The sequence below is a fragment of the Pulveribacter sp. genome (assembly GCF_032079985.1).
GTDB lineage: Bacteria > Pseudomonadota > Gammaproteobacteria > Burkholderiales > Burkholderiaceae_C > Melaminivora.
In genome coordinates this window covers 161,736-182,098 of the sequence record NZ_DAMATK010000002.1, presented here as the reverse complement: position 1 = coordinate 182,098, position 20,363 = coordinate 161,736, and the positions used below count along the sequence as shown (strand labels likewise).

19 protein-coding genes and 1 tRNA gene are annotated in these 20,363 nt (G+C 70.7%); 9 read left to right on the top strand and 11 right to left on the bottom strand.

Annotation, left to right across the window (positions count from 1 at the left end; all coding sequences use genetic code 11):
* The first annotated feature begins 153 nt into the window (after positions 1 to 153).
* The 3 genes from RT282_RS07160 (at position 154) to RT282_RS07150 (ending at position 3,292) form a co-directional block, all read left to right on the top strand.
* Positions 154 to 1,332, top strand: a complete 1,179-nt coding sequence (locus tag RT282_RS07160; protein WP_313312924.1) for a metallophosphoesterase — start codon at positions 154 to 156, stop codon at positions 1,330 to 1,332.
* Positions 1,329 to 2,537 carry an MFS transporter gene (locus RT282_RS07155; RefSeq protein WP_313312922.1) on the top strand — a complete coding sequence of 403 codons (1,209 nt, stop codon included), beginning with the start codon at positions 1,329 to 1,331 and terminating at the stop codon, positions 2,535 to 2,537. The genes RT282_RS07160 and RT282_RS07155 overlap by 4 nt, the downstream gene beginning before the upstream one ends.
* 149 nt (positions 2,538 to 2,686) lie before the next feature.
* On the top strand, positions 2,687 to 3,292 hold the full coding sequence (locus RT282_RS07150; protein WP_313313987.1) for a class I SAM-dependent methyltransferase: 606 nt from the start codon (positions 2,687 to 2,689) through the stop codon (positions 3,290 to 3,292).
* Positions 3,293 to 3,297: 5 nt separating this feature from the next.
* Here the strand turns inward: RT282_RS07150 and RT282_RS07145 are convergent, their stop codons facing one another.
* Complete coding sequence (locus RT282_RS07145) at positions 3,298 to 4,305, bottom strand: D-2-hydroxyacid dehydrogenase family protein (protein ID WP_313312921.1); 1,008 nt, start codon at positions 4,303 to 4,305, stop codon at positions 3,298 to 3,300.
* Positions 4,306 to 4,647: 342 nt separating this feature from the next.
* Positions 4,648 to 7,293 (bottom strand): excinuclease ABC subunit UvrA, encoded by a 2,646-nt coding sequence (locus RT282_RS07140; protein ID WP_313312920.1) that lies wholly within the window; start codon positions 7,291 to 7,293, stop codon positions 4,648 to 4,650.
* A gap of 173 nt (positions 7,294 to 7,466) precedes the next feature.
* On the opposite strand from RT282_RS07140, the gene RT282_RS07135 reads away from it, so the two are divergent.
* Positions 7,467 to 8,597: a YihY/virulence factor BrkB family protein gene (locus RT282_RS07135; protein ID WP_313312911.1), complete on the top strand. Its 1,131-nt coding sequence runs from the start codon at positions 7,467 to 7,469 to the stop codon at positions 8,595 to 8,597.
* 72 nt (positions 8,598 to 8,669) lie between these two features.
* Here RT282_RS07135 and RT282_RS07130 read toward each other — a convergent pair.
* The 6 genes from RT282_RS07130 to cysS form a co-directional block, all read right to left on the bottom strand.
* Positions 8,670 to 8,762: transfer RNA gene (locus RT282_RS07130), tRNA-Ser, on the bottom strand.
* Between the two features lie 43 nt (positions 8,763 to 8,805).
* On the bottom strand, positions 8,806 to 10,074 hold the full coding sequence (locus tag RT282_RS07125; protein WP_313312906.1) for an aspartate kinase: 1,269 nt from the start codon (positions 10,072 to 10,074) through the stop codon (positions 8,806 to 8,808).
* 78 nt (positions 10,075 to 10,152) lie between these two features.
* On the bottom strand, positions 10,153 to 11,124 hold the full coding sequence (tilS, locus tag RT282_RS07120; protein ID WP_313312905.1) for a tRNA lysidine(34) synthetase TilS: 972 nt from the start codon (positions 11,122 to 11,124) through the stop codon (positions 10,153 to 10,155).
* 36 nt (positions 11,125 to 11,160) lie between these two features.
* A complete protein-coding gene (locus RT282_RS07115; protein ID WP_313078904.1) occupies positions 11,161 to 12,138 on the bottom strand; it encodes an acetyl-CoA carboxylase carboxyltransferase subunit alpha in 978 nt (325 codons plus the stop codon).
* An 85-nt stretch (positions 12,139 to 12,223) separates the two neighbouring features.
* Positions 12,224 to 12,895, bottom strand: coding sequence for a DNA-3-methyladenine glycosylase 2 family protein (locus RT282_RS07110; RefSeq protein WP_313312904.1), 672 nt, complete (start codon positions 12,893 to 12,895; stop codon positions 12,224 to 12,226).
* Between the two features lie 51 nt (positions 12,896 to 12,946).
* On the bottom strand, positions 12,947 to 14,320 hold the full coding sequence (gene cysS, locus RT282_RS07105) for a cysteine--tRNA ligase (RefSeq protein ID WP_312759358.1): 1,374 nt from the start codon (positions 14,318 to 14,320) through the stop codon (positions 12,947 to 12,949).
* Positions 14,321 to 14,510: 190 nt separating this feature from the next.
* Between cysS and RT282_RS07100 the strand changes: the two genes are divergently transcribed.
* From RT282_RS07100 to RT282_RS07080, 5 genes are all read left to right on the top strand, one after another.
* The gene (locus tag RT282_RS07100) at positions 14,511 to 15,062 is read left to right on the top strand and encodes a tetratricopeptide repeat protein (RefSeq protein WP_313312903.1); all 552 of its coding nucleotides are present in this window, start codon (positions 14,511 to 14,513) and stop codon (positions 15,060 to 15,062) included.
* 75 nt (positions 15,063 to 15,137) lie between these two features.
* Positions 15,138 to 15,722 carry a peptidylprolyl isomerase gene (locus RT282_RS07095; protein WP_313078901.1) on the top strand — a complete coding sequence of 195 codons (585 nt, stop codon included), beginning with the start codon at positions 15,138 to 15,140 and terminating at the stop codon, positions 15,720 to 15,722.
* A 29-nt stretch (positions 15,723 to 15,751) separates the two neighbouring features.
* Complete coding sequence (locus RT282_RS07090; RefSeq protein ID WP_312303379.1) at positions 15,752 to 16,294, top strand: peptidylprolyl isomerase; 543 nt, start codon at positions 15,752 to 15,754, stop codon at positions 16,292 to 16,294.
* Positions 16,295 to 16,307: 13 nt separating this feature from the next.
* Positions 16,308 to 17,093, top strand: coding sequence for a UDP-2,3-diacylglucosamine diphosphatase (locus tag RT282_RS07085; RefSeq protein WP_313312900.1), 786 nt, complete (start codon positions 16,308 to 16,310; stop codon positions 17,091 to 17,093).
* 4 nt (positions 17,094 to 17,097) lie between these two features.
* The gene (locus tag RT282_RS07080; RefSeq protein WP_313312898.1) at positions 17,098 to 17,940 is read left to right on the top strand and encodes a zinc-dependent peptidase; all 843 of its coding nucleotides are present in this window, start codon (positions 17,098 to 17,100) and stop codon (positions 17,938 to 17,940) included.
* Here the strand turns inward: RT282_RS07080 and RT282_RS07075 are convergent.
* The 3 genes from RT282_RS07075 to aroQ form a co-directional block, all read right to left on the bottom strand.
* Entirely contained in the window at positions 17,937 to 18,833 is an 897-nt protein-coding gene (locus RT282_RS07075) for a DUF3014 domain-containing protein (RefSeq protein ID WP_313312896.1), read from the bottom strand. The two genes, RT282_RS07080 and RT282_RS07075, sit on opposite strands and share 4 nt — an antisense overlap.
* A 159-nt stretch (positions 18,834 to 18,992) precedes the next feature.
* Positions 18,993 to 19,892, bottom strand: coding sequence for an alpha/beta fold hydrolase (locus tag RT282_RS07070; protein ID WP_313312893.1), 900 nt, complete (start codon positions 19,890 to 19,892; stop codon positions 18,993 to 18,995).
* On the bottom strand, positions 19,889 to 20,335 hold the full coding sequence (gene aroQ, locus RT282_RS07065; RefSeq protein ID WP_312760377.1) for a type II 3-dehydroquinate dehydratase: 447 nt from the start codon (positions 20,333 to 20,335) through the stop codon (positions 19,889 to 19,891). The genes RT282_RS07070 and aroQ overlap by 4 nt, the downstream gene beginning before the upstream one ends.
* Positions 20,336 to 20,363: the final 28 nt, after the last annotated feature.

Below are 20,363 nucleotides of genomic sequence, written 5' to 3'. Positions count from 1 at the left end.
CACCAAGGCTAGGCCTGCCCGGCGCGTGGGGCATCCGGGTCGGCCCCGAGGCGGCGTCGCCTAGGTGACCAGCGCGGCCTTTGGCCCCACAGGTATGCTCGCGCCTCTTTCGCCGACTTCTGCGCCGCTTTCCTGCCCTGCGCGGCACCTGCCATGCTTCTCTTCTCGACCGCCGTCATCCCGCTGCTGTCCCTGTGGCTGTGGTGGCCGGCCAGCGCCCTGCCCTGGCCCGTGCGCCTGGCCGCAGTGGTCGCCACCGCCCTGCTCGCCTCCTCGCCCGCCTTGCTGCTGTACCTGATGCAGGCCGGCCGCCTGGGCTATACGACCGTCGCCCACCTGCAGGTGCCCAGCGGCTGGGCGCTGGCCACGCTGGTGCTGGCCCTGCCGCTGGTGCTGCTGCGCGACGTGGGCTGGCTGGCGGCCCACCTGGGCGGCGCGGCTGGCGCGGCGCGGCTGCTGCACGGCGCCGTGGCGACGCCCGCCATCCTGGCGCTGGCCGCGGCCGTCTGCGCCTATGGGGTGTGGGCGGCGGTGCGCCCGCCGCAGGTGCACGAGCAGCCGGTCGCCCTGCCCGAGCTGCCCTCGGCGCTGGACGGCCTGCGCGTGGCCGTGCTGGCCGACCTGCACGCCAGCCCCGTGAACGACGCCGGCTACGTGCAGGCGGTGGTGCAGCGCACGCTGGCGGCCCGGCCCGATCTGATCGTGCTGCCGGGCGACATGGTCGATGGCCCGGTGAGCGCCACGGCCCCGTCGGTGGCGCCGCTGGCCCAGCTGCAGGCCCCGCTGGGCGTGTGGCTGGCGCCGGGCAACCACGAGTACTACAGCGGCTATGACGCCTGGATGGCCGAGTTCGCCCGCCTGGGCCTGTCGGTGCTGCAAAACCGCACCACGCTGCTGCAGGTGGGCGATGCGCGGCTGGCGCTGTCGGGCATCGGCGATCCGGTCTATGGCCGCACCTCGCACAACAACGCCAACCCCGCCGTGCCCGAGGGCGTAGCCCCGGACGTGGCGGCCGTGGCGGCCCAGGCCCGCGCCGGCAACGCGGACTTCCACCTGCTGCTGGCGCACCAGCCCAAGTTCGCCCGCGACTACGCGCAGCACGGCATCGGCCTGCAGCTGGCCGGGCACACGCACGGCGGGCACATCCGGGGCTTCGACCGCTGGGTGGTGGCGCCGTTCAACAACGGCTTCGTGCGCGGCCTGTACGGGGTCGGCGCCATGCGCCTGTTCGTCTCCAACGGCGCCGGGCTGTGGTCCGGCTTCGCGGTGCGGCTGGGCGTGCCGGCACGCATCGACGTGCTCACGCTGCGCCGCGCAGCAACTCCTCAATGACTCCATCCCCGCACCGCGCGACCCACGAGCGCCGCAACCTGGGCCTGCTGGTGGCAGCGCAGTCGCTGGGCGGGGCCTCGCCGCCCATCATCATTTCGCTGGGTGGGCTGGTGGGGCAGATGCTGTCGTCCACGCCCACGGCCTCCACGCTGCCGGTCAGCCTGTACCAGCTGGGCTTGGCGCTGTCCACGCTGCCGGCGGCCTGGCTGATGCACCGCGCCGGCCGGCGCCTGGCCTATCTGCTGGGCGCGGCCATGGGCGTGCTGTCGGGCCTGGTGGCGGCCTGGGGCATCTCGCGCTCGGACTTCATGCTGTTTTGCCTGGGTACCTCGCTGGCGGGCTTTTACGGCGCCTGCGTTCAGAGCTACCGCTTTGCCGCCACCGACGCGGTGGGCGAGCCTTCGCGCCAGGCCGGCGCCATTTCGCTGGTCATGGTGGGCGGGCTGATCGCCGCGGTCATCGGCCCGCAGGTGGTCATCTGGACACGCGACAGCCTGCCGGCCACGCCGTTTGCCGGCAGCTTCTACAGCCAGGCGGCGCTGGCGCTGCTGGCCCTGCCGCTGCTGCTGGCGCTGCGCCTGCCACCGGCGCCGCCGCCGGCCCACGCCAGCGGCGCGCGGCCGTTGGGCGAAATCGCACGCACGCCGCAGTTCGTCGTCGCCGCGCTGGCGGGCGTGGTCAGCTACGGGCTGATGGCCTTCTTGATGACCGCCGCGCCCATGGCGATGGTGGGCTGTGGCCACAGCGTGGGCGAGGCGGCACTGGGCATCCAGTGGCACGTGCTGGCCATGTTCGGGCCCAGCTTCTTCACGGGGCGGCTGATCGCGCGCTTCGGCAAGCGCTGCATCACGGCGCTGGGCCTGGCGCTGATCGCCGCGTCCGGCGCGCTGGCGCTGATGGGGCTGGACCTGACCCACTTCTGGGGTGCGCTGGTGCTGCTGGGCGTGGGCTGGAACTTCGGCTTCATCGGCGCCACGGCGCTGCTCACCGAGTGCTACCGCCCGGCCGAACGCGCCAAGGTGCAGGCGCTCAACGACTTCCTGGTCTTCGGTACGGTGGCTGTGGCCTCCTTCGGCTCGGGCCAGCTGCTGCACACGGTGGGCTGGGGCGGCATCAACGCCGGCATGCTGCCCATGGTGGCGCTGGTGCTGGCGCTGCTGGCCTGGGGTGCGAGCCGCCAGCGCGCCACGCAGACCACCACCTGAGAGCACTCTTATTTTTATAGCTGCTCGCGCTTGCCCAGCAAGCGCTGGAGGCCAAAAACCCTTCAAACCGCCGCAGCGCCCGCTGGGCGATACTTGGCCAGTCCGAGTGGCGCCAGCCCGGCGCCGCCGCCATGAAAGGCCCCACCGCCGTGCAATCAGCCAGCGAGCAATGGTTTGACCAGGCGTACTACCAGCGCTACTACTTCGACAAGAAAACCAGCGTGGCCGACCCGCAGCACCTGCAGCGGCTGGCCGCCTTCGTCTGCAGCTACCTGCACTACCTGCGCCTGCCGGTGCGGCGCGTGCTGGACATGGGCTGCGGCGTGGGCCTGTGGCAGCCGCTCGTGGCCCAGCACCTGCCCGGCGCGCACTACCAGGGCGTGGAGTTCAGCCCGTACCTGTGCCAGCGCTACGGCTGGCAGCAGGGCTCGGCGGTCGACTATGCCGCCAGCGAGCCGTTCGACTTCGTCATCTGCCAGGGCGTGCTGCCCTACCTGAGCCCGGCGGACCTGAAAACCGCCCTGGCCAACCTGGCCCGCCTGACGCGCGGCGCGCTGTACCTGGAGGCCGTCACGCGCGAGGACTACGAGGCCGGCACCATCGACGAGGAGCTGACCGACCCGCGCCTGCACCGCCACCGCGCCCAGCTGTACCGCCGCGGCCTGGCGCCGCACTTCATCAACCTGGGCGGCGGCCTGTGGCTCAAGCGCGAGGCGCAGGTGCCGCTGTTCACCCTGGAAGCGCTGGACGAATAAACGCCTTAGCGCCGCACCTGCAACGCGCCGGGGTTGACGATGTTGGTGGGCGTGCCCTTGATGAAGTTGACGACGTTGTCGAAGGCCGCGCCAAAGTACAGCTCGTAGCTGTCCTGCTCCACATAGCCGATGTGCGGCGTGCACACGCAGTTCTCCAGCCGCAGCAGGGCGTGGCCCTGCAGGATGGGCTCGGTCTCGAACACGTCCACCGCCGCCATGCCGGGCCGGCCGCGGTTGAGGGCGGCGATCAGCGCATCGGGCTGCAGCAGCTCGGCACGCGAGGTGTTCACGAACAGCGCCGTCGGCTTCATGGCGGACAGGTCTTCCAGCGTGATCAGGCCGCGCGTCTCGTCCGTCAGGCGCAGGTGCACGGACAGCACGTCGCACTCGGCAAAGAACTCGGCGCGCGTGCGCGCCACCTGCAGCCCGTCGGTCAGGGCCTGGGCGCGCGAGGCCTCGCTGCCCCACACGCGCACGTTCATGCCGAAGGCGCGGCCGTAGCCGGCCACGATCTGCCCGATGCGCCCATAGCCCCAGATGCCCAGCGTCTTGCCGCGCAGCACCATGCCCAGACCGAAGTTGGGCGGCATGGAGGCGGCACGCAGGCCCGATTGCTGCCAGGCGCCGTGCTTCAAGCTGGCGATGTACTGCGGCAGTCGGCGCATGGCGGCCATGATCAGCGCCCAGGTCAGCTCGGCCGGGGCCACAGGAGAGCTGACGCCTTCGGCCACCGCCACGCCGCGCTCGGTGCAGGCGGCCACGTCGACGTGCTCGCCCACCCGCCCCGTCTGGGCGATGAGCTTCAGGCGCGGCAGTTTGTCCAGCAGCTGGCGCGTGATGTGGGTGCGGTCGCGGATCAGAACGATCACGTCGGCGTCGCGCAGGCGTACCGACAGCTGGCCCAGCCCCTTGACGTTGTTGGTATAGACCTTGGCAGAAAAGGAATCCAGCCGCGACGCGCAGTGCAGCTTGCGCACGGCGTCCTGGTAGTCGTCGAGGATGATGATGTTCATCGTGTTCACAAACCCCTTTGCCCTGCACGCCGCGGGGCGCACAGGGGGCGGCGCCGGGGGGCGCCCGCTGTCAAAGGGCTATTGTCACGGATAGCGCCGGCGCAGCCAGCGGCGCACGGGCATGTGGCATGCCCGAAGCGGCGCTCAAAAGCGCCCGGGCCTGCGGATCGCCTGGCGCGAGCGAATTTGTTTCCAGACGAATCGGGCCAGGGCGAGAAGGATGAGCTTGCGCATGGAAGTGGGCCTTGCAGATGAAAGGGAGGATGCCGAGCATCCCGCCTGGCGCGTGCCCGGAGTGTCAGCGCCGGCGTCGAGACGCTGTCGGCGCCACGGCGCAAGCGCTCATTGCGCCGCCAGCGCCTGCGCCAGGTAGGGCGCGGTACGGCTGCCCGCCGCCGCGCCCACCTGCTCGGGCGTGCCCTGGGCCACGATGCGCCCGCCGGCCGCCCCGGCGCCCGGACCGATGTCGATGACCCAATCGCACGCTGCCGCCACGCGCATGTCGTGCTCGACCAGCACCACGGTATTGCCGGCCTGCACCAAGCCATCCAGCTGCACCAGCAGCCGATCGACGTCGGCCGGATGCAGGCCGGTGGTGGGCTCGTCCAGCACGTACAGCGTTCCGCCGCGCCGCTGCGGGCGCTGCAGCTCGGTGGCCAGCTTGATGCGCTGGGCCTCGCCGCCGCTCAGCTGCGTGGCCGGCTGGCCCAGGCGCAGGTAGCCCAAGCCGATGGCCTGCAGCAGCCGCAGCGGCCGCAGCACGGCCGGCTGGTCGTCAAAGGCCTCGCAGGCAGCGTCCACCGTCAGGTGCAGCACGTCGGCGATGGACAGGCCGCGCCACCGCACCTGCAGCGTGGCCGGGCTGTAGCGCGCGCCGTGGCACGCCGGGCACGGCGCGTACACGCTGGGCATGAACAGCAGCTCCACGCTCACGCTGCCCTCGCCTTCACAGACCTCGCAGCGGCCCTTGGGCACGTTGAACGAGAACTGCCCCGCGTCATAGCCGCGCTCGCGCGCCTGCGGCGTGGCGGCGAACAGCTTGCGCACTGTGTCGAACAAGCCGGTGTACGTGGCCAGGTTGGAGCGCGGCGTGCGGCCTATGGGCTTTTGGTCGATGGGCACCAGGCGGTGCACGTGCTCAGCGCCCGCGGCGATGTGCCCGGCCGGGCGCGGCTGGCCCACGTCGCCGCCAGTCTCCGCCGCGTCCGGGGCATCGCCCTCCTCTTGCTCGTCGCCGCCTGCGGCCAGCGGGTGGCCCAGATGGTCCGCCACCAGCTCCAGCAGCGCCTGGCTGACCAGGCTGGACTTGCCCGACCCGGACACGCCCGTCACCGCATTCATGCAGCCCAGCGCGAACGCGGCGTCCAGCCCGCGCAGGTTGTTGCGCACGATGCCTTCCAGGCGCAGCCAGTGCTGCGGCGCGCGCGGTGTGCGCAGGTGGGGCACGGCCGGGGCCGGCTCGGCCAGCAGGTAGCGCCGCGTGACCGAGCGTTGCACCAGCGCCAGCCCCGCGGGCGGGCCGCTGTAGAGCACCTCCCCGCCCTGCTCGCCGGCGCCCGGGCCCACGTCCACCAGCCAGTCGGCGCGGCGCATGGTGGCCACGTCGTGCTCCACCACGAACAGCGAGTTGCCTGCCGCCTTCAGCCCCTGCAGCGCCGTCAGCAGCGCCTCGCCGTCGGCCGGGTGCAGGCCGGCGGAGGGTTCGTCCAGCACATAGACCACGCCGAACAAGTGCGAGGCCAGCTGCCCGGCCAGGCGCAGGCGCTGCAGCTCGCCGGGCGACAGCGTGGGTGTGCTGCGCGAAAGTGACAGGTAACCCAGCCCCAGCTCGACCAGTGCCAGCACGCGGCGGCGCAGCTCGCCCGCCAGGCGCTGCGCGGCAAGCACCTTTTCCTCGGACAGCCAGGCGGTGCGGTGCACGTCGGGGGCGGCAGCGTGCTGGGTGCTGCCGGGCGCGCGCCGTTGGCCGGGCGCGTCCTGTAAGCCGGCCCGCTCGCCCGCGCCCAGCCGGCCTTCGGCAGCGGGGCGCAACAGCTCGGCCAGTTCGGCCAGCGGCAGCTGCGACAGGCTGGCGATGTCATGCCCGGCGAAGGTCACCGCCAAAGCCTCGGGCTTGAGGCGCTTGCCATGGCACAGCGGGCACGGCGTGGCAACCAGATATTGCGCGACGCGCTTTTTCATCATGGCGCTGGGGCTATGGGCGAAGGTGTGCAGCACGTGGCGGCGCGCGCTGCTGAAGGTGCCCATGTAGCCCGGCGGCTGGCCACGCCGGATGGCGGCCTGCACCTGGGCCGCGTCCAGGCCGGGATAGACCGGCACCGTCGGCTGCTCGTCGGTGAACAGGATCCAGTCGCGCAGCGCCTGCGGCAGTTCGCGCCAGGGCACGTCCACGTCGTGACCCAGCGTGGTCAGGATGTCGCGCAGGTTCTGGCCCTGCCAGGCACCGGGCCAGGCGGCCACGGCGCGCTGGCGGATGGTCAGCGCGTCGTCGGGCACCAGCGAGCGCTCGGTCACCTCGTAGGTACGGCCCTGGCCCTGGCAGTGCGGGCAGGCGCCCTGCGGCGTGTGCGGCGAGAAGTCCTCCGCGTACAGCATGGGCTGGTGCGCCGGGTAGCGCCCGGCGCGCGAGTACAGCATGCGCAGCGGCGTTGACAGCGCGGCCACACTGGCCACCGACGAGCGCGCGCCCGGCGCGCCGCGCTGCTGCTGCAGCGCCACCGCCGGCGGCAGGCCCTCCATGCTGTCAACCTGCGGCGTACCCACCTGCGCGATCAGGCGGCGCGCGTAGGGGGCCACCGATTCCAGATAGCGCCGCTGGGCCTCGGCGAACAGCGTGCCGAACGCCAGCGACGACTTGCCCGAGCCGGAAATGCCGGTGAACACCACCAGCGCGTTGCGCGGAATATCCACATCCACGTTCTTCAGGTTGTGCTCGCGCGCGCCGCGCACGCGCACCAGGGCGTCGGGGGGAGGAAAAGAGGCAGGCATGGCGGGTGAGGCAGGCGTTGTTCAGGCCCAGCCTAGCAGCGACTGCAACGCATTGATGGCAAAGCATGGTTTCTCCTACGCCGATTCAGCCCGAGGCCTTACGGCGCAGCGGCCACGGTCGCGACATCGTGCCTACGGGCCGGGCCCGGCTCCCTCCCTCCTCGCCAACAGCCATGAATTTCAAGCACATCTTTGACCTCGGCAAGAAGGCCGTCAGCGCCTGGCTGGACGACTTCGCGCCCAGCATGGGCGCGGCCATCTCCTACTACACCGTGTTTTCGCTGGCACCGCTGCTGGTCATCGTGATCGCCATCGCCGGCGCGATCTTCGGGCGCGAAGCGGTGATGGGGCAGATCACCGGCCAGCTTACCGGCCTGATCGGGCGCGACGGCGCCAACCTGGTGCAGGGCCTGGTGGCCAGCGCCAGCGACACCGACCGGGGCCTGGTGGCGGGCACCATCAGCGTGGTGGTGTTGCTGGTGGGAGCGACCACGGTGTTCGCCGAGCTGCAAAGCGCGCTGGACCGCATCTGGCACGTGCCCGAGCGCGAAAAGCCCCAGGGCCTATGGGCAGTGCTGCGCGCACGCCTGCTGTCATTCGGCCTCATCCTGGGGCTGGCCTTCATGCTGATGGTGTCGCTGGTGGTGGGCGCCGCCACTTCGGCCTTCGGCGGCTGGATCGGCGGGCTGATGCCCGCTTCGGAGTTGCTGCTGCACGTGGTCAACGTGGCGGTCTCGCTGGCTTTCACCAGCGTGCTGTTTGCCATGATCTTCAAGCTGATGCCCAGCACGCCGGTGGCCTGGCGCGACGTGGGCATCGGCGCGGTGGTGACGGCGGTGCTGTTCGAGGCCGGCAAGGTGTTGATCGGCCTGTACATCGGCAAGAGCGGCATCACCGAGTCCTTCCAGGCGGCGGGCTCCCTGGTGGTGCTGCTCGCGTGGGTGTACTACGCGGCGCAGATCTTCCTGCTGGGCGCGGAGTTCACCAAGGTCTATGCGGACGAGCACGGCTCATGTTCGGCGGCGCGCGCCACCGCTGCCACGCAGGCGACGGCCGAAGCCGGAATACCCCAGGAGGCAGCGGGCCACGGCGCCGCACTGCCTGCCGCCGCAGCGCTACCGCTTCCTGACGCACGCACGCCCCAGCCCGATCTGCAGACGGCGGTGGTGGGGGTGCAACTGGGAGTGGCGGGCGCCAAGGTGCTGTACGAGTTGGCGGCGATCGCGGCCCTGCACCTCGCGGCACGCGTGCTGTCGCACAGGCGCAAGGCCGCGCTGCACAAAATAAAGAGCCTGCGGACCTGAGGCCTGGCGTCGTACCCGGGCGCTGCCCAACGAAAAAAGCCCAAGTGAAGCAAATCACTTGGGCTTTTGTCTTGGCGGAGACGGAGGGATTCGAACCCTCGATGAGGCTCTACACCCCATACTCCCTTAGCAGGGGAGCACCTTCGGCCACTCGGTCACGTCTCCAATCCGGCGATTATGCCCCAATTTCAGAGGCATAAAACCAAACTCAGGCTGCGGGCTGGTCCAGACCGAAGGCCTTGTGCAGGGCGCGCACGGCCAGTTCCACGTACTTGTCGTCGATCACCACGGAGGTCTTGATCTCGGAGGTGGAGATCATTTTGATGTTGATGCCCTCTTCGGACAGCGCGCGGAACATCTTGCTGGCCACGCCGGCATGGCTGCGCATGCCGATGCCGACGATGCTGACCTTGGCGATCTTGTCGTCGCCCAGCACTTCCTCCGCGCCCATCTTGGGCACGACCTGGGCCTTGAGCAGCTCGATGGTGCGCTGGTAGTCGCCGCGGTTCACCGTGAAGCTGAAGTCGGTCTTGCCCTCTTTGCCCACGTTCTGGATGATCACGTCCACGTCGATGTTGGCGTCGGCCACGGTGCCCAGGATCTGGTGGGCGATGCCGGGGGTGTCGGGCACGCCCAGCACGGAGATCTTGGCCTCGTCGCGCGTGAACGCGATGCCCGATACGACGGCTTTTTCCATTTGTTCGTCTTCCTCGAAGGTGATCAGGGTGCCGGACTTGGCTTCCTCGTTGATGTCGATGTCCCAGGGCGTGAAGCTGGAGAGCACGCGCAGCGGCACCTTGTATTTGCCAGCGAACTCCACCGAGCGGATCTGCAGCACCTTGCTGCCCAGGCTGGCCATCTCCAGCATCTCTTCAAAGCTCAGCGTACCCAGGCGGCGTGCCTCGGGCACCACGCGCGGGTCGGTGGTGTAGACGCCGTCCACGTCGGTGTAGATCAGACACTCGGCCGCCTTCATGGCGGCGGCAATGGCCACGGCCGAGGTGTCGGAGCCGCCCCGGCCCAGGGTGGTGATGTTGCCGCCCTCGTCGATGCCCTGGAAGCCGGTGACGATGACCACCCGGCCGGCGTCCAGGTCGGCGCGCACGCGCTTGTCGTCGATGGACTCGATGCGCGCCTTGGTGTAGCTGCTGTTGGTGCGCACCGGCACCTGCCAGCCGGTGTAGCTGACCGAAGGCTGGCCTTCGGATTGCAGAGCGATGGCCAGCAGGGCCGAGGAGGCCTGCTCGCCCGTGGCGGCCAGCTGGTCGAGTTCGCGGTGGTAGGCGCTGCTGGCCTGCGAGGGGGCCAGCTCCTTGGCCAGGCCCAGCAGGCGGTTGGTCTCGCCGCTCATGGCGCTGGGCACCACCACCATCTGGTGGCCGGCCCGCGCCCACTTGGCCACGCGCTTGGCAACGTTGCGGATGCGCTCGGTCGAGCCCATCGACGTGCCGCCGTATTTATGAACGATCAGTGCCATGGAAAGTCGTGCTGTGACACGAGGCGCCTGCTTCATCGTGGCGCGTGAAAGGCTGTTTTGGCGCGCCGGCGCCCCGCTTCAGGAAGGGAGGTCCAAAACCGCGAGATTGTAGCAACCAGGCACCGCACTTTCCCGCACCACCAGCACCGCGCCCACGCGGATGCGGATGCGGTGGCCGCGCGTGGTGCAGGCGGCGATCTGCGACTGCAGCTCGGCCAGTTGCGCCGCGCTGGGCGTGGTGGCGTGGCAGCTTCTCAGCCAATGGCGCAGCACGTTGGCCTGGCGCGCATGGCTCAGGCGCTGCAGCGCATCGATGCGCGGTGGCACGCCAACGGCAGCCAAATCGGCCTGGGCCACCTCCTGCAACAGGGCGCTGGCCTGGGCGGCGTGGGCGGCGCTGCGCGCAAAGGTGTCCCGAAAGTGCGGGAAGGCTTGTTGCAGCGCGGGCAGCAGACGCGCGCGGATGCGGTTGCGGGTGTAGCGCTCGTCGCCGTTGGTGGGATCTTCCACCCAGTCCTGCCCGCGCGCGCGCAGCCACTGGCGCACGTCGGCGCCGGCCACGCGCAGCAGCGGCCGGTGCCAGTGCAGGCCCCCGCGCTCCCACTGCCCGGGCATGGCGGCCAGGCCGGCCACGCCGGCGCCGCGCGACAGGGCCAGCAAGATCGTCTCCGCCTGGTCGTCGGCGTGCTGCGCCAGCGCTATGCTTTGTATAGCTTCCGGCGCTTGACTGGCAAGGGCTAGAGCCCGCAAAGCCTCATAACGCGCCTGACGCGCCGCGTCTTCCGGGCTCTGACCGGGCGCGGGGCGCGCGTCCACGTGGCGCACCGCCAGCGGCACCGACAGGCTCTCGCACAGGCGCTGGCAGTGGCGCACGAAGTCGTCGGCCGCGGCCTGCAGGCCGTGGTGCACATGCAGGGCGGTGACCTGGCCGGGCCAGCGCTCGGCGCAGGCCAGCAGCAGCGCGGTGGAGTCGGCCCCGCCGCTCAAGGCCACGGCCAGCGGCAGGCGCGGCGCGAAGGCCGCCAGCGCCGCGTCGAAGGCCTGGGTCATCGTTCAGGGCCAGGGCCGCGGGCGCGGGGCCGGGTCTCAGCGGCTGTCGGCCTTGGTGTCGGTGAAGCGGCCGTAGCTTTGCAGCCGCTCGTAGCGGCGCTCCAGCAGCTCCTTGGCCTTCAGGTCGGCCAGCTGGCGCCAGGCGTCGCCCAGGGCGCGCTTGAGCAGCGCCGCCATCTGCTTGTGATCACGGTGCGCGCCGCCCACCGGCTCGCTGACGATCTTGTCGACCAGGCCCAGGGCCTTGAGGCGGTGCGCCGTGATGCCCATGGCCTCGGCCGCATCCTGCGCGCGGTCGCTAGTCTTCCACAGGATGGAGGCGCAGCCCTCGGGGCTGATGACGGAGTAGACCGAATACTGCAGCATCACCACCTGGTCGGCCACGGCGATGGCCAGCGCGCCGCCGGAGCCGCCCTCGCCGATGATGGTGGTGACGATGGGCACTTCGAGCTGCGCCATCTCGTAGATGTTGCGGCCGATGGCCTCGGACTGGCTGCGCTCCTCGGCGTCGATGCCGGGGAAGGCGCCGGGCGTGTCCACGAAGGTGAAGACGGGCAGCTTGAACTTCTCGGCCGTCTTCATCAGGCGCAGCGCCTTGCGGTAGCCCTCCGGGCGCGTCATGCCGAAGTTGCGCGCGGCGCGCTCCTTGGTGCCGCGGCCCTTTTGGTGGCCCACGACCATGCAGGGGTTGCCATTGAAGCGCGCCAGGCCGCCAACGATGGACTGGTCATCGGCAAAGTGCCGGTCGCCGTGCAGTTCGATGAAGTCCGTGAAGATCTCGCGCACGTAGTCCATGGTGTATGGACGCTCGGGATGGCGGGCGATCTTCGTGATCTGCCAGGGCGACAGGTCGCTGTAGATGTCCTTGGTGAGCTGGTGGCTCTTCTTGCTGAGTTGCTCGATCTCCTCGGAGATGTCCACCGCGCTTTCGCTTTGCACATAGCGCAGCTCGTCGATTTTGGCCTCGAGCTCCGCGATGGGCTGCTCGAAGTCCAGGAAGGTTTTTTTCGCCAACGTGATTCTCCTCGGGCCAGGCCCGGATACGGCCGCGCCCTGCGGCGCTTCGTGTCGATGCGGTTGTCGTGAAAAGCGTGGACCTCTAATAGTCCACAGGCAGGGGGGCGAGAGACCGCCAAATATACCAACTGGCCACGCTGCACCAGGGCTGCCAGGCCTGGGCGACCTCGCGCGCATCGCTGCGGCTGACCGGGTCGCCCGAAAAATAATGCTGGCTGATGCCGGTGATCAGCGTCGCGTCGTCCAGCGGCAGCACGTTGGGCCGCGCCAGGTGGAAGATCAGGAACATGTCGGCCGTCCAGCGGCTGATGCCGCGGATCGCCACCAGCTCGGCGGTGATGGCCGCGTCGTCCATGTCATCCCACTGCTGCACGTGCAGCCGGCCGCTGTCGAAGTGCAGCGCCAGGTCCACCAGGTAGTCCACCTTGCGCGCCGACAGGCCGGCGGCGCGCATGTCGTCCACCTTCAGCTTGAGCACGCTGCGCGGCGCCATGGCCCCGGGCAGCGCGGCGAAGCGGTCCCACACGCGCTGGGCCGAGGCCACCGACACCTGCTGGCCCACGATGGAGCGCGCCAGCGTGGTGAAGGCGTCGCCGCGCGGGCGCAGGCAGACGTCGCCCACCTGCGCGATCAGGCGGCGCATCACCCGGTCCTTCTTGACCAGGTGGCGGCAGGCCTCGTCCCAATACGGGGGGCGCGTGGTGGAGGAAGTGGTTTCCGCGGCTGCCGTTACTATCTTTTTAGTAGCTGCCACCGCTTATCCCACCTGGGCTGGAGGCCGTTTTTTCTTGTAATCTGGCATGGCCTACGCCGCCTCCCAGGTGGTGCCGGCGGCCGAGTCCTTGAGCACGATGCCGCGCGCCAATAGCTCGGCGCGGATGCGGTCGGCCTCGGCGAAGTCCCTGGCCGCCTTGGCCGCGGCGCGCGCGGCGATGCGCTCTTGGATGGCCGCCTCGTCCAATCCGGCGCCCGCCTGCAGGAAGGCCTGCGGATCGCCCTGCAGCAGCCCCAGCTGCCCGCCCAGGGCTTTCAGCAGCCCGGCGGTCTGCGGCAGCTTGGAGCGGTTGACCTCGCCGGCCAGGTCGAACAGCACGGCCACCGCCTCGGGCGTGCCGAAGTCCTCGTCCATCGCCGCCTTGAAGCGTGCGGCGTGCGGCTCGCTCCAGTCGATCTCGACCGGCGCCGGCGCCACCAGGCTGAGTGCCGTGTACAGCCGGCGCAGCGAGGCACGGGCGTCGTCCAGGTGCACGTCGCTGTAGTTCAGCGGACTGCGGTAGTGGCTGCGCACGACGAAGAAGCGCACGGTTTCCGCGTCGTACTGCTGCAGCACGTCGCGGATGGTGAAGAAGTTGCCCAGGCTCTTGGACATCTTCTCGTTGTCCACGTTGATGAAGCCGTTGTGCATCCACACCTGGGCGAACGGCTGGCCCGTGGCGCCCTCGCTCTGGGCGATCTCGTTCTCGTGGTGCGGAAAGGCCAGGTCGGCGCCGCCGCCGTGGATGTCGAAACTCTCGCCCAGCAGCTCGCAGCCCATGGCCGAGCACTCGATGTGCCAGCCCGGGCGGCCGGGCCCCCAGGGGCTGGCCCACTTCACCTCCTCGGGCTCGCCGGCCTTGGCGCTCTTCCACAGCACGAAGTCCAGCGGATCGTGCTTGCCCTCGGCCACGGCCACGCGCTCGCCGGCATTGAGCTCGTCCAGCGTCTTGCCCGACAGCCGGCCGTAGCCGGGAAACTTGCGCACGGCGAAGTTCACATCGCCGCCGCTGGCCTGGTAGGCCAGGCCATTGCCTTGCAGCCGGCCGATCATGGACAGCATCTGCGGCACGTATTCGGTGGCGCGCGGCTCGTGCGTGGGACGCTCTATCCCTAAGGCATCGGCGTCCTGGTGCAGCGCGTCGATCATGCGGTCGGTCAGGCCGCGGACGCTCTCGCCGTTCTCGACGGCGCGGCGGATGATCTTGTCGTCAATGTCGGTGATGTTGCGCACGTAGGTCACGGCATAGCCGCTGGCGCGCAGCCAGCGCTGCACCACGTCAAAGGCGATCATGGAGCGCGCATGGCCCAGGTGGCACAGGTCGTAGACGGTCATGCCGCAGACGTACATGCGCACGTGGCCGGGTTGCAGGGGGGCAAAGTCCACGAGCGCACGCGACAGCGTGTTGTAGATACGCAAGCTCATGCAGGAGTGAAGAAATGTGGGGGAAGTCGGGGCGGGCTCCAGGGCCCGGCGGCGGGCGGCCCGCGGGGCCGGCCGGTGTGGCCGCTCGCCACGGCCTGTGGCCCCTTCGCTACAATCGGCGGCAGTATAAGCCCGCCCCGCCCTCGCTTCGGCGCGCGGGTTTTCCTCTTTCACCAGCCGCTTTGCCCGCATGACGCCTGCCCGCCGCCCTGCCTCCCGATCCCTGTGCCGGCTGGCCCTGGCGGCCCTGCTGCTGGCCGGCGGTGCGCAGGCACAGCAAGCCGCCCCCACCACCTACAACGACGTGCAGCAGTTGCTGAAGGCCGGCAAGGCCGCCCAGGCGCTGCCGCAGCTGGACGCCCGCCTGGCTGCCGCCCCGCGCGACCCGCAGCTGCGCTTTCTGCGCACCGTGGCGCTGACCGACCTGGGTCGCCAGGACGAGGCCATCGCCGCCCTGGTGGACCTGACCGAAACCTATCCCGAGCTGCCCGAGCCCTACAACAACCTGGCCGTGCTGTACGCCGCCCAGGGCGAGCTGGACAAGGCGCGCGAGGCGCTGGAGCAGGCCGTGCGCGCCCGCCCCGACTACGGCGTGGCCTACGAGAACCTGGGCGACATCTACGCTCGCCTGGCCCGCCGCGCCTATACGCGCGCCGGCGAGCTGTCGCCCCAGCTGGCCAAGTCGGTGGCGCCGCGTCTGGCCCTGCTGCGCGACCTGCTGACGCCGGCCGCCGGCCGCTGAGGCCTTTTGTCGGGCGCCGCCGCGGCGGCCTGCCCGCTCCATTCACCTTTTTTACGCGACCCCAAGGAGCGCTTCATGATTTCCAGAAGAAAAACGGCTCTAGCCCTTGCCAGTCTTGCGCTGGCAGCTATCACTAACGTAGCAGGCGCGCAGACGGCCGACCCGCAGGTCAAGCTAACCACGTCCCTGGGCGACATCGTGGTGCAGCTCGATCCGGCCCGCGCGCCGGCCACCGTGGCCAACTTCGTGCAGTACGTGAAGGATGGGCACTACAACGGCACCGTTTTCCACCGCGTGATGGACGGCTTCATGATCCAGGGCGGCGGCTTCACGCCCGAGATGCAGCAAAAGCCCACCCGCGCGCCCATCAAGCTGGAGGCCGGCAACGGCCTGAAGAACGACAAATACACCATCGCCATGGCGCGCACGTCCAACCCGGACTCGGCCACCTCGCAGTTCTTCATCAACGTGGTCAACAACGACATGCTCAACGCGCCCAAGCCCGACGGCCACGGCTATGCCGTGTTCGGCAAGGTGATCGAGGGCCAGGCGGTGGTGGACAAGATCAAGGCCGTACCCACGGGCAACCGCGGCGGCCACCAGAACGTGCCGACCACGCCCGTCGTCATCCAGTCGGCCACCCTGGTCGGCGGCAAGTAGCCCATAGCAACCCCTGAAAGGACACCTCCATGAGCAACACCACCAACCCGGAAGTCGAGCTGCACGTCACCATCACCGAGGGCGACACCGTCTCCAACGGCGTCATCACGCTCGAGCTGGACGCGCAGAACGCGCCCAAGTCCACGCAGAACTTCATGGACTACGTGAACCAGGGCTTCTATGACGGCACGGTGTTCCACCGCGTCATCAAGGGCTTCATGATCCAGGGCGGCGGCTTCACGCCCGACATGAAGCAAAAGCCCACTGGCAACCCCATCGAGAACGAGGCCGCCAACGGCCTGAAGAACGACAAGTACACCGTCGCCATGGCGCGCACGGGCGACCCGCACAGCGCCACCGCCCAGTTCTTCATCAACGTGGTGGACAACGCCTTCCTGAACCACACCTCGCCCTCGCCCCAGGGCTGGGGCTACGCCGTGTTCGGCCGCGTGACCAAGGGCCAGGACGTGGTGGACGCCATCAAGAAGGTGCGCACCACGCGCAAGGGCTTTCATGACGACGTGCCGTTCGACTCCGTGGTGATCGACAAGGCCGTCGCCGTCCAGGGCTGATCCGTCTGCTGACGTGACGCCTGCCGCCGCGCCCGCAGCCGCCGAGCTAGCCGCTCCGCCCGGCTGGCGCGCGGTGGACTGCCTGTCCGACCTGCACCTGGAGGCCGAGGTGCCGCAGACGCTGGCGCTGCTGCAGGGCCACCTGCAGGCCACGCCGGCCGACGCGGTGTTCATCCTGGGTGACCTGTTCGAGGTCTGGGTGGGCGATGACGCCATCGACGAGCCCGGCAGCTTCGAGGCGCAGGCCTGCGAGGTGCTGCGCCAGGCGGCGCAGCGCCTGCCGCTGTACTTCATGCACGGCAACCGTGACTTCCTGGTGGGCCCGGCGTTCGCCCGGCACACCGGCGTCACGCTGCTGCCCGACCCCACGGTGCTGGCCCTCGCCGGGCGCCGCTGGCTGCTGACGCATGGCGATGCCCTGTGCCTGGACGACGTGCAGTACCAGCGCTTTCGCGCGCTCTCGCGCCACCCGACCTGGCAGGCCCAGCTGCTGGCGCGCCCCTTGGCCGAGCGCCGCGCCACGGGCCGCAGCGCCCGCGCCGACAGCCAGGCGCGCAAGGACGCCGGCACCGCCGTTTATGCCGACGTGGACCCGGGCGCCGCCCTGGCCTGGCTGCTGGCCGCGCGCGCCGACGCACTGATCCACGGCCACACCCACCTGCCCGCCGACCACGCGCTGGGCCCCGCCGGCACGCGCCATGTGCTCACCGACTGGGAGCCGGCCGCCTCGCCGCCGCGCGCTGGCGTGCTGCGCCTGACGGCCCAGGGCAGCCACCGCCTGCCCCTGGCACGGCCCTGACGCTGTGGCCCTCCCCTCCTGGCTGCGGCGGCTGGCGTACCGGGTGCGCCGCACCGTCGCGCCGGTGCCCGACATTCCGGCGCAGCTGTGGCTGCAGACCCTGCAGCGCCACCCTTTCATGGCCCGGCTGCCGCTGCATGACCAGGGCAAGCTGCGCGTGCTCAGTGCGCTGTTCTTGCAGCGCAAGCAGTTCACCGGCGCGCACGGGCTGGTGGTGACCGACGCCATGGCCGTGTCCATCGCCGCGCAGGCCTGCCTGCCGCTGCTGCACTGGGGCGAGCCGGCCCGGGCACTGGCCTGGTACGACGACTTCGTGGGCATCGTGGTGCACCCGGCCGAGGCCGTGGCCCGGCGCCAGGCCACCGACGAAGCCGGCATAGTGCACCAGTACGACGAAGTGCTGCTGGGCGAGGCCATGCAGGGCGGCCCGGTCATGCTGAGCTGGCCGGCCGTGGACGCGGCCGGCCGGCCGGGCGCCCAGGACGGCGGCCTGGCCACCAGCGTGGTCATCCACGAGTTCGTGCACAAGATCGACATGCAGGGCGGCGAGGCCGACGGCTGCCCTCCCCTGCCGCCCGGCTTCATGGGCGCGGCCAGCAACCGCGCCGCGCGCGAGGCCTGGCGCGCAGCCTGGCAGCCGGCCTATGAGCACTTCCGGGAGCAGGTCATCATCGCCGAGCGCTTCGGCGGCGCCCTGCCCTGGCTGGATGCCTACGGCGCCACGGCGCCGGCCGAGTTCTTCGCCGTGGCCTGCGAGGCCTGGTTCGTGCACCGCGAGCGCTTCGGGCAGGAATTCCCCACCCTGGCGCCGGTGCTGCAGGCGTTCTTCCAGCCGCAGGGCGGCTAGTTGGCTGGACGCACGCCCGTGGCCACCCGGGCGCGCAGGGTGGTCATCACGGCCTTCAGCCGCCGGGCGTTGTCCGGGCCCATGCGCAGCAGCATCTTCTGCCCGCTGCTCAGCGCCTGCAGCTTCGGGTCGGCGAATTCATAGCGCACCCAGGGACGGGTGGAGGCCACCTCGCCCTCCACGCGCGTCAGCTGCACCGCCAGCGGCTGGCCTGGCTCGGGCGTGGCCAGCAGGTGGTCCAGCACGGCGACCAGCCGGTCGTTGAAGTAGCGGCCGGGGTAGCCCAGCTCCTCGTAGGCGGACTGGAACAGCGGGTACAGCCGGGCGTAGAGCTTGACGGCCGCGTCCTGCGGCACGCTCTCGGCCAGGGCGACGAAGGCGCGGTAGCGGCCGGCGTTGTCCGCGGCGATGGTCTGCGTCTGCGCGTCGGGCGGGCCGTCCACGGCGAAGCGACCCGCCGTCGGCTGCACCGGCCACAGGCGGACGCTGGCCTGCGGGCGCGCCAGGTTGTCCACCGTGGCCACGGCGCGGTGCACGAAACCGTCCAGTTGCAGCCAGGTGGCCGCCTGCTGCGCGCCCAGCAGGCCTTCAAGGGCCTGGCGCACGGCGTCGTCGGACTGCGCCAGCGGTGGCAGCTGGGCATCGGCCTCGCCCAGCGCGTCGACCGGGTGGTGCAGCGCCGGCTCGGCGGGCGCAGAAGCCACTGGCTCGGCGGGCGCCGCCGCCGGTGCGGGGACGTCAGCCTGCGGTGCCGGAGCCTGGGCGGGCCGCAGCCACAGCCACCAGACTGCGCCGGCCAGGGCGGCCAGCACGACCAGCACTGCTATCAGCCGTGCGGCGCCCGAAGGCGGGGGCGGGGCCAGCGGCGGGCCGGAACGGGCGCGTGGGGGCATGGGAACTCCTTGTCACTTCTGGTCCATGGGCCGGTCGGCCCAGCCTTCATGCGACCGGCGCGGGCGGCGGATGTTCCTGCCACTCCTGTTTTAATAGCTGCCAGCGCTTATCCAGCAAGGGTTAGAGGCCTATTTGGCTTGAAGCCGTCGCGGAGGCACTCAGCGCGCCCCAGCCTCCAGCGCCTGCAGCAGCGCGGCGTGAAAGGCGTGCGGCCGCTCGAACTGCACCCAGTGCCCCGCCTGCTCGATCAGCGCCAGTCCGCGGAAATCCGGCGTGGCCTGCTCGTAGGCGCCCTGCAGCGCGGCGATCCATTCGCGGTACAGCGCGTCGGTGGCGCCGTAGATAGCGTGCACCGGGCACGGCACGTGCGCCAGCGCCCGGGCCAGGGCGCCGGTGTGCGCCAGGCGGCGGCGCGGCATGCGGTCGCGCAGCACGTTGGCCACATGCAGGCCCAGGGCCAGGCCTTCTTCGGTGTCGATCAGGGCGGGATCCTGCAGCATCAGCGCGGCCAGGTTGTAACGGTGCGCCGCCAGCTGCCCGGGTGCCTCCAGGTGGCGCCAGGCCTTGAGCACGAACTGCCGCGAGGGCACCACGCCCATGGCCGGCGCGCCCACCAGCACCAGCTGGCGTGCCAGGCGCGGGTGCGCGGCCAGCAGCAGGCCGGCCGTCAGCCCGCCAAAGGAAAAGCCCACCAGGTCGCACGGCCGATTACCGAAGAGCTGGCGCAGGCCCTGGGCCAGCGGCTCGACCACGGCGTCGGCGTCGGCGCCCTGGGGCGGCGAGGCGGAGTCGCCAAAGCCCGGCAAATCGGGCACCCAGACGGTGCGGCCGGCCTGGACCAGCGCGCCGATGTTGCGCACCCAATGCGTCCAGCTGCCGCTGCCGCCATGCAGCAGCACCAGCGGCGGTGTCACCTCTGTGCCCGCGCCCTCCCCCCAGACGTGCCAGACCAGCTCGCCATCGCCGCAGGGCGTGGCCAGGCGGCGCGCCTGCCGCTGCAGGGCGGTGACAGCGGGCGGCGTGGGCAGGGTGGCCGGCGTGGGCAGCGGCGCACTCACCACCGGGCCAACCCGTCGATGGCCAGCACGTAGCCCTGCACGCCGAAGCCGCACAGCACGGCGCGCGCCGCGGCGGACAGGTAGGAATGGTGGCGGAAGGCCTCGCGCGCGTGCACGTTGCTGATGTGCAGCTCCACCAGGGGCACGCCCGTGCCCTTGACGGCGTCCAGCAGGGCCACGCTGGTGTGGGTATAGGCGCCGGCGTTCAGCACCAGGCCGGCCAGCCGGCCGTCGGCATGCAGGCGCCCGGCCTCGTGCACCCAGTCCACGAGCTCGCCCTCGTGGTTGCTCTGGCGGAATTCCAGGCCCAGCCCGTGCCGATCGCAGGCCTGGCGGCACAGCTGCTGCACGTCGGCCAGGGTGTGGGCGCCGTAGATGTGCGGCTCGCGCGTACCCAGCAGGTTCAGGTTGGGGCCGTTGAGGACGAAGACGGTTTTGCTCATGGACGCGGCGCGGCGGCTACGGGGAAGG

Coding starts and splice junctions, on each gene's coding strand:
- aroQ (WP_312760377.1), bottom strand. CDS start 20,335: ATGAGCAAAACCGTCTTCGTCCTCAACGGCCCCAACCTGAACCTGCTG.
- tilS (WP_313312905.1), bottom strand. CDS start 11,124: ATGACCCAGGCCTTCGACGCGGCGCTGGCGGCCTTCGCGCCGCGCCTG.
- RT282_RS07145 (WP_313312921.1), bottom strand. CDS start 4,305: ATGAACATCATCATCCTCGACGACTACCAGGACGCCGTGCGCAAGCTG.
- RT282_RS07135 (WP_313312911.1), top strand. CDS start 7,467: ATGAATTTCAAGCACATCTTTGACCTCGGCAAGAAGGCCGTCAGCGCC.
- RT282_RS07095 (WP_313078901.1), top strand. CDS start 15,138: ATGATTTCCAGAAGAAAAACGGCTCTAGCCCTTGCCAGTCTTGCGCTG.
- RT282_RS07155 (WP_313312922.1), top strand. CDS start 1,329: ATGACTCCATCCCCGCACCGCGCGACCCACGAGCGCCGCAACCTGGGC.
- RT282_RS07100 (WP_313312903.1), top strand. CDS start 14,511: ATGACGCCTGCCCGCCGCCCTGCCTCCCGATCCCTGTGCCGGCTGGCC.
- RT282_RS07125 (WP_313312906.1), bottom strand. CDS start 10,074: ATGGCACTGATCGTTCATAAATACGGCGGCACGTCGATGGGCTCGACC.
- cysS (WP_312759358.1), bottom strand. CDS start 14,320: ATGAGCTTGCGTATCTACAACACGCTGTCGCGTGCGCTCGTGGACTTT.
- RT282_RS07090 (WP_312303379.1), top strand. CDS start 15,752: ATGAGCAACACCACCAACCCGGAAGTCGAGCTGCACGTCACCATCACC.
- RT282_RS07140 (WP_313312920.1), bottom strand. CDS start 7,293: ATGCCTGCCTCTTTTCCTCCCCCCGACGCCCTGGTGCGCGTGCGCGGC.
- RT282_RS07160 (WP_313312924.1), top strand. CDS start 154: ATGCTTCTCTTCTCGACCGCCGTCATCCCGCTGCTGTCCCTGTGGCTG.
- RT282_RS07075 (WP_313312896.1), bottom strand. CDS start 18,833: ATGCCCCCACGCGCCCGTTCCGGCCCGCCGCTGGCCCCGCCCCCGCCT.